Genomic DNA, 12348 nt, shown 5'->3' on the forward strand with positions numbered 1-12348 from the left:
GTGTCGGTCAGGGGCCCGAGGAACTCTCCGCCACCGGGTCTTGCGGCCGACGGTGGGGAGCGCCGGTCCCGTGCAGAAACGTGTCGACGACCACGTCGGCGGCCTGTGCGGGAGCGAGGTGTGTCTGCTGGTGTGCCGCCAGGTTCACCAGTTCGGGCAGCAGCGCTCCCGCCCATCGCTCCGGCTGGTCCCGTCGTAGGAGGCCCTCCGCGGTGGCACGCTCCAGGAAGGCGTCCACCTCGGCGACGCAGACGTCCCGCCGCCGGCGGATCGCGTCGTCGGTGAGCATACGGGCGAGGTCGACGGGCCAGGTGCGGTTCACCGCGATGACGTTCTCGACGTAGCGGTGCAGGGCCACGGCGACGGGTGCCTCGCGCAGCCGGGCGTCCCTGATGCCCTCCTCGATGGCCGTGACACGCGATTCGTAGATGGCCGCGAGCAGGTCCTCGCGGCAGGCGAAGCGCCGGTAGACGGTCCGCCGGTCCACACCTGCCTCGGCGGCGATGCTCGCGATGCTCGCGCCGGGGTCGGCGGCGAGCATGCGTGCGCCGGTGGTCAGGACGGTTTCCAGATTGCGTGCTGCGTCGGCTCTCATACCTCAAGAGTACCGATGTTGTGCTCTTTGGGAAACGCTAAAGCTACAGCAGTGCGCATGTAGCGGAAAGAAGTGCTACATTAAAGTGGCAGTTGAACGGAAGCCCCAACGAGCTGCCAACGGACTGTCGACGGACTGCACCACCGCACCGGAAGAGAGAACGCACATGATCACCTACGACCGGCTTTTCATCGGGGGTTCCTGGGTCGCACCGAGCGACGCCGAGCTGCTCGACATCGCCTCGCCGCACGACCGGTCCGTGGTCGGCCGTGTCGCCCAGGCGCAGCCGGCGGACATCGACCGCGCGGTCGCCGCGGCCCGGGCGTCCTTCGACTCCGGTGCGTGGCGGCTGACCCCGCCCGCCGAGCGGATCGCGGTCCTGCGCCGGTTCAACGCCCTGCGTGAGGAGAACGCGGAGAACATCGCGCACCTGATCTCGCTGGAGAACGGCTCGGCCGGCTGGTTCACCCGCGCCGGCCAGCCCGGTCTGACCCGGCAGGCGAACGCCTACCTCAAGGCGGCCGAGGAGTTCGGCTGGGAGGAGACCCTGGTCCCCTCCGACCCCGCCTCCCCGATCCGCAGCGTGGTCCGCCGTGAGGCCGTGGGTGTGGTGGCCGCCGTGATCCCCTGGAACTCGCCGTTCTCCTCGGCCACCTCGAAGATCATCCCCGCCCTGGTCGCCGGCAACTCCGTGGTGCTCAAGGTGTCTCCGGAGAACTCCCTGAGCATGGGCTTCCTGGCCGAGCTGCTGGAGCAGGTGGGCCTGCCCGAGGGTGTCATCAGCGTGCTGCCCGCGGACCGGGAGACCAGCGAGCACCTGATCTCGCACCCGGACGTCGACAAGATCGCCTTCACCGGTTCGACGCGTGCGGGCCGGCGGATCGCCGCGATCGCCGGCGAGCAGCTCAAGCGGGTCAGCCTGGAGCTGGGCGGCAAGTCCGCGGCGATCATCCTGCCCGACGCGGACGTCGCGAAGGCCGTCGCCGGTCTGAAGTTCGGCTCCCTGCTCAACAACGGCGAGTCCTGCATCGCGCAGACCCGCATCCTCGCCCCGCGGGAGAAGTACGAGGAGGTCGTGGCGGCGCTGAAGGAGCTGGTCGAGTCGCTGAAGGTCGGCGACCCGAACGAGCCGGACACCTTCATCGGCCCGATGATCCGCCCCGACCAGCAGGAGCGGGTGCGCAATTACATCCAGCTCGGCATCGACGAGGGCGCCCGCCTGGTCACCGGCGGCCCGCACATCCCCGAGGGCCTGGAGAAGGGCAACTACGTCACGCCGACCGTCTTCGCCGACGTCGACAACTCCATGCGCATCGCGCAGGAGGAGATCTTCGGCCCGGTCCTGGTGGTCATCGCCTACGACGGTGAGGACGACGCCGTCCGGATCGCCAACGACTCCGAGTACGGCCTGTCCGGCGGTGTCTGGTCCGCCGACGAGGAGCACGCTCTCGCGGTCGCCCGCCGGGTGCGCACCGGAACCCTCACGGTCAACGGTGCTTCGCTCGCCTTCGACGGCCCGTTCGGCGGCTTCAAGGCCAGCGGCATCGGCCGCGAGTACGGCGCCGTCGGCCTCGGCACCTACACCGAGTACAAGACGATCACCGTCTGACCCTCGTACGGCACCACACCACAGGCGAACCGCCAACGGCGGCAGGCGGTCATGGACCGCCTGCCGCCGGCGTGGTGTTCGGGGGCTGTGCACAGTGCTGGGTCAGAGCACCGCGTTCTCGGCGGCTCCGGGGAAGTCCGTGCTGAAGGCCAGCTCCCGGCCGGCCTCGAACTCGGACCGCAGCAGGTCGAGCTTGACGCCGATACGGCGCTGGGCGTCGCTGCCCAGCACGACCCAGTGGGCCGGCTCCGGCGCGTTGACAGCCTGGACGATCGCCTCGGCGGCCCGCTCCGGGTCACCGGGGAACATCTCCGGCGTCAGACCGCCCATCATCGCGCGGAAGGCACCGGCCGTGGCGGCGTAGTCGTCGATGGCGTCGCCCGACACCTTCGTCCGGTTCTCGATGCCGGTACGGAAGGAACCGGGCTGGATGATCATCGCGCGCAGCCCGATGGGCTCGATCTCCTGCCACAGGGCCTCGGTGAAGCCCTCGAGGGCGAACTTGCTGGAGGAGTAGTAGCCGTTGGCGGGCAGACTCGCCAGGCCGTCCATGGAGGAGACGTTGACGACGATGCCGCTGCGCCGGGCCCGCATACCGGGCAGCACCTGCCGGGTGAGAGCGACCGCGCCGAAGAAGTTGACCTCGAAGAGCCTGCGGTAGTCGCTCTCCTCCTGCTCCTCCAGGGCGCCGACGAAGTCGATCGCGGCGTTGTTGACGAGGATGTCGATCCCGCCGAAGCGCTCCTCGGCGGCGCGCACGGCCGCCACACGGTCCTCGGCGTCGGTGACGTCGAGTTTCACCGCGAGAGCGGTCTGCGGGTAGCGCGAGGCCAGCTCGGTGGTGGCCTTCGTCGAGCTGGCCGTCGCCACCACCTGGTCGCCCTGGGCCAGGACGTGTTCGGCCAGGGCCTTGCCCAGTCCGCTGGAAGCGCCGGTGATGAGCCAGGTCTTGCGAGACATGGAGTGTTCTCCTTCAGGTTGCTCGAGAAAGGTGTCGTAGGGGAGGGGAAGTGTGTGGGGCGCCGGGCGGGCGGGGATACGGCCCGGGGCTGCCACCACGTGCGACGGCCCGAAAGCCGTTGTTACTCGCCGGCCGGGAAGTCCGCGGCGCCGCTGGCCGCGGCCCACTTGCGGGTCTCCGCGGCCCGGGCCTCGCCGGCCTCCAGCGCCATGGCCACGGCCTGGGCGCCGAGCAGGATCCGGCGCGGCGGATCGTCGTCGCGTACGACGTCGATGAGGACCTGGGCGGCGCGGACCGGGTCGCCCGGCTGGGTGCCGTTGTTCTCCGCCCGGTACGTGTTCATCGCCCCGACGGTCTCCTGGTAGTCGGGACCCACGGCGTGCAGCTCCATCGACGAGCCCTGCCAGTCCGTCCGGAAGGCGCCCGGCTCGACGATGACGACCTTCAGACCGAACGGAGCGACCTCGTTCGCCAGGACCTCCGAGAAGCCCTCGACGGCGAACTTCGCGCTCTGGTAGGCACCCATGCCCGGTGTGCCGCCCACCCGGCCGCCGAGCGAGGAGAACTGCACGAACGTCCCCGAGCGCTGTCCGCGCAGCACCGGCAGAGCCGCCCGGGTGACGTTGACGACCCCGAAGAAGTTGGCCTCGAACTGGCCGCGGAAGTCGTCCTCCGCCATCTCCTCGATGGGCGCGCTGTTGGCGTATCCGGCGTTGTTCACCACCACGTCCAGTGCGCCGAACGCGTCGACGGCGGCCTGCACCGCGCTCTGGGCGGCGGCGGTGTCCGTGACGTCCAGCGGCACCGCCCGCACCCGGTCGCCGTACCGGGAGACCAGCTCCGCCAGCTGTTCCGGCCGCCGGGCGGTGGCCACCAGCTGGTCACCGGCCGCCAGCACCGCTTCCGCCAGGGCACGCCCGAAGCCTCGGGACGTGCCGGTGATCAACCATGTCTTGGGCATGAGAGTGCCTTTCCTGTTTCTCGCCGTACCGGGGTGGAAGCCGGTGGGTTGGTCCCACTCTCCTCGGCGGACCGGCGGCCGGCCTCCGTCGATTTGCTGCCGACTGCCGTGCCGGGTGCGGGCGCGAACCGGCGACATGTAAGTCATTGGACTCATTTGGGGACTATGCCGCCCACCCTCACACGTGTGTGTCGAGCGGGTGCTCTCGGCACACTGACGCCATCGGGAAATCGCCAAAGTTCCGAAGTGGCCGAATGTTGCCGCGATGTAAAGGTGCCCGTCGGCGGCCCGGCCCGCCTCGACGTGTCCGGACGTACCGGTGGCCGGATTTCGGACAGTGATCACCGGGATGCTGACAGCGGGCCCGTTACCTGCAACGATCCCGTCGCTTGTCGTTGCTCCGACTCAGCTGTCCTGTTCGTCTCTCAGCTCCACGGGTGTCCCATCGCCGCGACACCTGTGTCACCTCCCCTCCGAGCCAGGAGAGTCATGTCCCGCTTCACACCCGCCGTGGGCGCCCCGCGCGCCGCACGGTCCGCCTCTCGCGTCAGACCACTGGGCCCGCTCGCGGTCTCCGTCGTCGTGGCACTGGGCACCGTCGTCCTGACCGCCTCGCCCGGCACCGCGGCCCCGGCCCCCGCGGGCAGCGCCCGCGACGCCTCGGGCACTCCGGCGCCGCCGCTCGTCGCCGCACATGCCAAGGCGGGCGCCAAGGCGGCGCCCCTCACCTCCACCGAGCGCGAGCGGCTGCTGGAGCGCGCCGCCGACGACCGCGCCGGCGTCAGAAAGGCGCTGCACGCCGGGAGTCACGAGAACCTGGTCGTCAAGGACGTCCTCAAGGACGCCGACGGCACGGTCCACACCCGCTACCAGCGGACCTACGAGGGTCTGCCCGTCGAGGGCGGCGGCGACCTGGTCGTGCACGACGGCGCGCGAGGCCGCAGCATCGACGACTCGCTGAACGCCCCGCTGTCGGTCCCCGCGGTGCGGGAGGCGGTGACGGCGGGAGCGGCCAGGAGCGAGGCCCTGGCCGCGGCACGGGAGCAGCACATCGCGCACGCCGCCGTCGACGGATCGGCGCGCCGCGTCGTCTGGGCCGGTTCCGGGGCTCCGCGGCTCGCCCTCGACAACGTTATCTCCGGTGTGCGGGCCGACGGCACCCCCAGCCGTCTGCACGTCGTCCTGGACGCCGCCACCGGCAGCAGGCTCGCCGCCTACGACGAGGTGACCGCGGGCGTCGGCAACAGCCAGTACAGCGGCACCGTGCAGCTCGGCACCCAGCGGGTGGGGGACACCTACCAGCTCGTCGACACCCAGCGCGGCGGCAACAGCGTCCGCGACGTCACCGACGGCGGTCTCGGTGTGCTGCTCACCGACGCCGACGACGTGTGGGGCGACGGCACCGCCGACGACCGGGCGACCGCGGCCGTCGACGCCGCCTACGGCTCCCGTACGACCTGGAACTTCTACCACGACGTGTTCGGCCGCAACGGCATAGCGGACGACGGTGTCGGAGCCGTCTCCAACGTGCATGTCGCGGGCCTGGCCAACGCGTACTGGCTCGACAGCTGCTTCTGCATGACCTACGGCGACGGCCTGGACAACCGGCATCCGCTCACCGAACTCGACATCGCCGCCCACGAGATGACCCACGGTGTCACCTCCCAGACCGCGGGCCTGCTGGAGACCGGCGAGTCCGGCGCGCTCAACGAGGCCACCAGCGACATCCTCGGCACCGCCGTCGAGTTCTTCGCGAACAACCCCGAGGACGTCCCCGACTACACCATCGGTGAACTCGCCGACGTCCGCGGCACCGGCAAGCCCCTGCGCTACCTGGACCAGCCCTCCAAGGACGCCTCCACGAAGGGCACTTCACAGGACTACTGGACCCCCGGCACCCATCTGATCGACCCGCACTTCGGCGCCGGCGTCGCCAACCACTTCTTCTACCTGATCTCCGAGGGCAGCGGTGCGAAGACCATCAACGGCGTCGACTACGACAGCCCCACCTACGACGGCCTGCCCGTCGCCGGCATCGGTCTGCGCAACGCCACCAACGTCTGGTACCGCGCGCTGACCCACTACATGACCAGCACCACCGACTACGCCGGCGCCCGCACCGCCACCCTCCAGGCCGCCGCCGACCTGTTCGGCACCACCAGCGACGCCTACGAGTCCGTCGCGAACGCCTGGGCCGCGGTCAACGTCGGTGCCCGCTACGTCAACCACATCGCCATCACGTCCCTGTCCACCCGTGACTCGGCCGTCGGTCAGCCGGTGGCCCGGACGGTGGCCGCCGTCTCCACCCGCCCCGGCGCCGTCACCTACGCCGCGACCGGCCTGCCGACCGGTCTGGCCATCGACGCCACCTCCGGTCTGGTCTCCGGCACCCCCACCGCCGCGGGCACCTACCCGACCACGGTCACCTTCACCAACTCAGCAGCCGAGAAAAGGCGGTTCACCTTCGACTGGACCGTGGTCGCCTCCGGCGGTGACTTCTTCGTCGACCCCGACCGCCACGACTACGCCGCCTGGAAGTCCGTCGAGACACCGCTGACGGTCACCGGCCGCACCGGTAACGCGCCGGCCGACCTCAAGGTCTCCGTCGACATCGTCCACACCTTCATCGGCGCCCAGGTCGTCCAGCTGATCGGCCCGGACGGCACGGTGCTGCTGGTCAAGGACTTCAAGTGGGACACCGGCACGGAACTGCACGACACGTTCACCGTGGACGCCTCCGCCCTGCCCGCGAACGGGATCTGGAAGCTCCGGGTCACCGACTACACACCGGCCGCGCCCGGGATTCCGCTGAGTGAGGGCGGCTACCTGGACCGCTGGAGCCTCACCTTCTGACCCTCGCGGACGCAGGGACGGAAGGGACCGCAGGGACCCGGTTCCGGAATTGCCGTTCCGGAACCGGGCGCTGACGTTTCACGCGCTGACGTTCCCCGGGAGAGCGCCACCACTGCGATGTCAGGGGGAGCTCTCCCGGTTCAGCGCGTCCCGCAGCGCGATCCGGGAGGCGATGCCCAGCTTCGGATAGATCTGGTACAGGTGCGCGCCGACCGTGCGATGGGAGATGAACAGCCGCTCGGCGATCTGCTTGTTGGTCAGACCGGTCGCGGCGAGCTCGGCGATCTCTCGTTCCTGGGGGGTCAGCACCTCGCCGTGCCGGTCCGCCTCATGGGGCAGGACCCGCCCGGCCGCCCGCAGTTCCTTGCGCGCCCGTTCGGCCCAGGCCGAGGAGTCCAGCTGCTCGAAGGTCTTCAGCGCGGCGGTCAGCGGGGCCTTGGAGTCCGACAGCGCCCTGGACCGGCGCAGCCACTCGCCCTGGGCCAGCCGTACCCGCGCCAGCTCGAACGGCCAGCGCTCGGCGCCCGGGGTGGACAGCGCCTCCTCGAACAGGCGGCCCGCCTCGGTGTCGTCCGCGACGAGGGCCTCGGCACCGCCGGCCAGCAGGGCGAGCCGGGGCGAGAGCCCGGCGACGTTCGTCTCGCGCAGCGCGCGCACATGCGCGACGGCCGCCGCCCGCCGGTCGGTGCGCACCGCGGACTCCACCAGCTCGAAGAACACCCATGAGGCGTGCGCGACATACGGCGGGAAACTCCCCGCGGGGCTGATGGACGTCACCCGCCCGTACGCCGCGTCGAAGTCGCCGTCGGCGATGTACGCGAGGGCGTGCACATGCTGCGCGCAGTGGACCGCCTCCCGGATACCTCGCGGCGAGGCCCAGTTGATCATCGCGTCGGCGAGCGCGTGCGCGGTCCCGGTGTCACCCCGGGAGGCGGTCACCAGCCCCTTGGTGTACTGCGAGAACCAGGTGCAGACCGAGTACCCGGACCTCGCGCACAGCGTCAGCCCCTCCTCCGACAGCTCCAGGACCTCGGTCCACGCGCCCCGGTGATAGCCGTCCAGGCACAGGTGCAGCAGGGCGCCGATGTGCCGTCGCACCGCGCCGCCCTCACGGCCCTGCCGGACCAGCCGCCATGCCGCCTCGCGCACCGCCGCCAGCCGGTCCGGGTAGAGCGCGGCGGTGCCCACCCGGACGACCCGGGCCGGGTCGGTCTCCCGCAGCGCGCCGTCGATGATCCGGTCCAGCTCCCGGAGCGTCGCCGCGTCGGCGTGGGCCGGGTCGCCCCAGGTGCGGGCGGCGACCAGCAGCAGCGGCGGGGGAGCGGGACGCAGCCGGGCGACGGCCCGGTAGTAGGGCGCCCACAGGTCCTCGGCGGCCCCGTAGTTGCACAGCAGGAGCAGGAAGTGCAGCGCGTCGACGAGCGCCGGGTCCTCGGCGTCGTAGCCGTGGTCGCCCTCCTCGATGGCGCCGACCAGCAGACGGTGGGCGGTGGCCAGGTCCCCGTCGCTGTTCAGCACGAGCTGCACCGCGGCGTTGGCCGAGTTCAGGGACGTGCCGTGCCCGGGATCCGCCCGCGAGGCGTCCTTCAGCAGCTCCGACGCGCTGTGCAGCGCGCCGATCGCCTCGGCGCCCACATAGGCGGCCTCCGACAGCCGCCGCGCACGGTCGGCGCCCCGCGGGCTGAGGTCGGCGGCCCGGGTGAGTGCCGCGATCGCGGCCACCGCGTCGCCGCGGTCGAGGATGCGCCGGGCCGTCCGCTCCAGCAGCGCGGCCACCTCCTCGTCGGGCTGGAGGGTGGCCTCGCCCAGGTGCCAGGCGCGCTGTTCCGGCTTGTCGGCCAGCACCCGTGCCAGCGCGCCGTGCGCCTCGCGGCGGGCGCTGCTGGTGGCCGCCTCGACCACGGCCGACATGATCAGCGGGTGCCGGAAGACCAGTCGGCGCGGGGACTCCTCCACCCGTACGAGCCCGTCCCGCTCGGCGGGGTCGAGGTCGCGCAGGTCGGCCTCGCCGTGCGTCTCCCGCACGGCCGCCGAGAGCACCCCGAGGTCGCCGGTGCCGTCGAGGGTGGCGAGCAGCAGCAGGGTGCGGGTCGCGGCGGGCAGGGAGTGGACCCGGGAGACGAACAGGGACTGGAGGCGCTCACCCAGCGGCAGGATCGCCGGCAGGACCTCCCGGGCCCGGCGCTGGTCCGCGCGCAACGCGTCGGGGAGCTCCAGCAGGGCCAGCGGATTGCCCTGCGCGGCGTCCAGCAGGCGCTGCCGCACCGGGTGCGCCAGGTCGGGGAAGCGCAGGTCGACGAGGCGGGCGGCGGAGTCGGTGTCCAGGGCGGGCAGCGCGTACGCCGGAAGGCCGCTGCCGTCGAAGAAGCTGGGCACACCCGTACGGGAGGCGGCGAGGAACCGGACGCGGTCGCCGGACAGCCTGCGGGCCAGGAAGCCGAAGACGGCGGCGCTCGCCCGGTCCACCCAGGGCAGGTCGTCCACGACCAGCAGAAGGGGACCGTCCTCGGCGGCGCACCGCAGCAGGGCCAGCGTGGCATTGCAGACGACCAGGCGCTCCGGCGGCGGGCCCGCGCCGAAGCCGAGGGCGACCGTCATGGCCTCCCTGCCGGGGGCGCCGAGCCGGTCGAGCAGAGGGTGCAGCGGGAGCAGGATCTGGTTCAGCGCCGAGTAGCCGATGTCCGCCTCGAACTCGACACCCGCCGCGCGCAGCACCCGGGTGCCGTCCGACGCCGCGGCCGTGGCCACGGCGTCCAGGACCGCCGACTTGCCGACGCCGGGGTCCCCGGACAGCAGCAGGGCGCCTCCGGGGCGCTGCTCGAACACCCCGAGGATGCGGTCCAGGTCCCGCTCGCGCCCCACCAGCCGGTCGGCCGCGCCGAGGTGCGGGGCGTCAGCGGCCACCACGGGCCACCACTCCTTCCGGTTCCGGTCCGGCCGGTGCGGAACGTGTCGTCCGCGCCCCTCCGTACGTGCTCGCTCAATTGTAGGAGTGCGCAGGTCCGGGCGGTGTTCGGGCCGGTCCCCGGCGGGCGGCGGCACGGCCCGCCGGAGGCGCCGGGTCGGTCAGGACGAGGACCACTTCTGGTTGGGGCTGCCGGAGCAGGACCACAGCTGCAGCCTGCTGCCGTTCGCCGTCTGGTTGTCCCGTACGTCCATGCACTTGTCGGCGAGGGAGTTCACGATGTCGTGCCGGACGTTCAGGTCGAACTGCTGGGCGGCGCCGCCGTTGCAGGAGGCGAGCTCGATGTCCGTTCCGTCGTCGGTCGAACCGCCCGCGAGCTGTACGCACATGCCGAGGGTGCGCATGGTCCCGCCCGTGTATGTCCAGTGCTGCGAGGCGGACTGGTTGCAGTCCCAGATCATCAGCTTCGCGCCCTGCACGGCCTTGCCGCCCACGACGTCGACGCAGCGCTCGGAAGCGTGGCTGTACACGCCCACTCCCGGCACCGCGGTCTGGGTGGCCGAGGACGTGCCGGCCTTGTCCTTCGCCGGTCCGGTGGCCTTCGGGTCCGGCGTCGCGGAGCTCCCGCCCGACCTGCTGCCGGAGGGCGAGGGGGACCCGGTGGGCTTCTCGTCACCGTCGGGCTTCTTCCCGGCGTCGCCGGCCGAGGCCCGTGCCGACGGGTCCGACAGGGTCCCGAGCCCGTCGATGAGGTCCGAGTCGTGGCCGTCGGAGCCCACGGACACCGACGACTCGTCGCGCTTGCTCTCGTCGTCACCGCCCACCAGGCCCAGGGTCAGCGCGACACCGCCCACCGCCAGCAGGCTCACGACGCCCACGACGCCGAGCGCGCCGCGCAGTCCCTCGCGCCTGGCCTTGTCGCCCTCGCGCCGGGCGGCCGGTTCGAGCCCTGCGGCGAGATCCGGGGCGGGTTCCGGGGTCGCGTCCCCGCGGCGCGCGAAGTTGTCTCCGGGCCGCTCCGCGGTGAAGCCTCCTGCCGGGACGTCGGCCGCGGAGCCCCGGTGGCCGGCGTTCCCCCGGAAGCCGAGCGAGGAGATCTGCGAAAGGCGGGGCACGGCGGTGCCTGACGTACGGTCACCACCGCCCGGTGCGCCCGACGTACGGTCGACGCCCGGAGTGTCCGGCCCCGTGGTGCCGTCCTGGGCCGGTTCGGGCCCGGGACGACCGGGGCTGACGGACTTTCCGCTGCCCGGGACTCTCTTGGGGAGGTCCCCCGCGGACCGGGGCGTGTGAGGAGGCTTCATGGGTTCCTTTCCGGCATGGCCGAGGCGTGGGCGGCACAGGTGCGGGGGGTGTCCGACCGGTCTTCCGAGCGGTGCGGTCCTGTCACACGTCGAGCGGATCCGCCGCCCGTTCCGGTTCACCGCTGCGACGCGTGACATGTGACTCATACCGGTCCGCGGACGCCGACTCAACGCGGCGCAGCGAACGGGCGGTTGAGTGCTGAGCTTATCCGGCTCCGCCGCCGGCGCCCGCCACGAGGAGACCGCACGGCCGGAGCGGACACACCCGCGCCGCCCCGGGTACGCCTCGGCGGTGGCCGCCCTGCACGCCTTCCTTCGGGAACTGGTCGCGGACAAGCGGCGCGCCCCCGGCGACGACCTGATGTCCGCCCTCGTCGCCGCCCGGGACGAGGACGACGGCCGCCTGTCCGAGGAGGAACTCGTCGGCACGGCGGCCCTGCTGGTCATCGCGGGCCACGAGACCACCGTCAACCTCCTGGGCAACTCCGTGCTGGCGCTGCTGTGCCACCCCGACCAGCTGAAGCTGTTGCGCGACCACCCGGACCTCCTGCCGGACGCGATCGAGGAGTTCCTGCGCCACGACACCTCCGTGGAGCGCACGACCAACCGGTACGCGGCCCGGGACCTGGAACTGGGCGGGGCGCGCATCCCGCGGGGCGGTGTCGTCGCCGTGGCCCTCGCCTCCGCGAACCGTGACGCCCCGCTGCCCGGGGGCGGCGACCCGGACGTGCTCGACATCACCCGCCCCGCCGCCCGTCACCTCTCCTTCGGCCACGGCATCCACCACTGCCTGGGCGCCCCGCTGGCCCGGCTGGAGGCCCGCGTCGCCCTGCACACCCTCCTCACCCGCGTCCCGCACCTGGAACCGGCGGTTCCCGCCGGTTCCCTGGAGTGGTTCCCCGCCGGAATGGTGCGCGGGGTGCTGTCGCTGCCGGTGCGGTACCGGCTGGGCTGAGCGCCGGCGCGGTGACGGGACCGGCTGGGCGCCGGTGCGGTACGGGACCGGGCTGGGCGCCGCTGTCATGCCTCCCGGCCCGTCGCCCGCCGAGACACGTGTGACATTCGCCCCGTGCCCTGCCGACACCTGGTCCCAGCCGGTGAGATTCGTGTGCCGGGTGGTCGTACAGTTCCTACGTGTCGTCAAACCTCAACTAGTCTGT

The 12348-nt window shown here is 72.2% G+C and carries 8 protein-coding genes; 3 read left to right on the forward strand and 5 right to left on the reverse strand.

Annotation, left to right across the window (positions count from 1 at the left end; all coding sequences use genetic code 11):
- Positions 1-7 precede the first annotated feature (7 nt).
- Positions 8-541 (reverse strand): TetR family transcriptional regulator, encoded by a 534-nt coding sequence (locus tag ACIPSE_RS39490; RefSeq protein ID WP_401673035.1) that lies wholly within the window; start codon positions 539-541, stop codon positions 8-10.
- A gap of 220 nt (positions 542-761) precedes the next feature.
- On the opposite strand from ACIPSE_RS39490, the gene ACIPSE_RS39495 reads away from it, so the two are divergent.
- Positions 762-2204: an aldehyde dehydrogenase gene (locus ACIPSE_RS39495; RefSeq protein ID WP_401672925.1), complete on the forward strand. Its 1443-nt coding sequence runs from the start codon at positions 762-764 to the stop codon at positions 2202-2204.
- A gap of 102 nt (positions 2205-2306) precedes the next feature.
- On the opposite strand, the gene ACIPSE_RS39500 is transcribed toward ACIPSE_RS39495, so the two are convergent.
- Both ACIPSE_RS39500 and ACIPSE_RS39505 read right to left on the reverse strand, forming a co-directional pair.
- Positions 2307-3164, reverse strand: a complete 858-nt coding sequence (locus tag ACIPSE_RS39500) for an oxidoreductase (protein ID WP_401672927.1) — start codon at positions 3162-3164, stop codon at positions 2307-2309.
- A 122-nt stretch (positions 3165-3286) separates the two neighbouring features.
- Positions 3287-4126, reverse strand: a complete 840-nt coding sequence (locus ACIPSE_RS39505) for an oxidoreductase (RefSeq protein WP_401672929.1) — start codon at positions 4124-4126, stop codon at positions 3287-3289.
- Between the two features lie 489 nt (positions 4127-4615).
- On the opposite strand from ACIPSE_RS39505, the gene ACIPSE_RS39510 reads away from it, so the two are divergent.
- The gene (locus ACIPSE_RS39510) at positions 4616-6979 is read left to right on the forward strand and encodes a M4 family metallopeptidase (protein ID WP_401672932.1); all 2364 of its coding nucleotides are present in this window, start codon (positions 4616-4618) and stop codon (positions 6977-6979) included.
- 120 nt (positions 6980-7099) lie between these two features.
- On the opposite strand, the gene ACIPSE_RS39515 is transcribed toward ACIPSE_RS39510, so the two are convergent.
- Both ACIPSE_RS39515 and ACIPSE_RS39520 read right to left on the reverse strand, forming a co-directional pair.
- Positions 7100-9886 (reverse strand): ATP-binding protein, encoded by a 2787-nt coding sequence (locus ACIPSE_RS39515; protein ID WP_401672934.1) that lies wholly within the window; start codon positions 9884-9886, stop codon positions 7100-7102.
- Between the two features lie 159 nt (positions 9887-10045).
- On the reverse strand, positions 10046-10999 hold the full coding sequence (locus tag ACIPSE_RS39520) for a ricin-type beta-trefoil lectin domain protein (protein ID WP_401672937.1): 954 nt from the start codon (positions 10997-10999) through the stop codon (positions 10046-10048).
- Between the two features lie 385 nt (positions 11000-11384).
- Between ACIPSE_RS39520 and ACIPSE_RS39525 the strand changes: the two genes are divergently transcribed.
- Positions 11385-12143 carry a cytochrome P450 gene (locus tag ACIPSE_RS39525; protein ID WP_401672939.1) on the forward strand — a complete coding sequence of 253 codons (759 nt, stop codon included), beginning with the start codon at positions 11385-11387 and terminating at the stop codon, positions 12141-12143.
- The last annotated feature ends 205 nt before the right edge of the window (positions 12144-12348 follow it).

The organism is Streptomyces sp. NPDC090106, assembly GCF_044747265.1.
GTDB lineage: Bacteria > Actinomycetota > Actinomycetes > Streptomycetales > Streptomycetaceae > Streptomyces.

Coding starts and splice junctions, on each gene's coding strand:
- ACIPSE_RS39490 (WP_401673035.1), bottom strand. CDS start 541: ATGCTCGCCGCCGACCCCGGCGCGAGCATCGCGAGCATCGCCGCCGAG.
- ACIPSE_RS39495 (WP_401672925.1), top strand. CDS start 762: ATGATCACCTACGACCGGCTTTTCATCGGGGGTTCCTGGGTCGCACCG.
- ACIPSE_RS39500 (WP_401672927.1), bottom strand. CDS start 3,164: ATGTCTCGCAAGACCTGGCTCATCACCGGCGCTTCCAGCGGACTGGGC.
- ACIPSE_RS39505 (WP_401672929.1), bottom strand. CDS start 4,126: ATGCCCAAGACATGGTTGATCACCGGCACGTCCCGAGGCTTCGGGCGT.
- ACIPSE_RS39510 (WP_401672932.1), top strand. CDS start 4,616: ATGTCCCGCTTCACACCCGCCGTGGGCGCCCCGCGCGCCGCACGGTCC.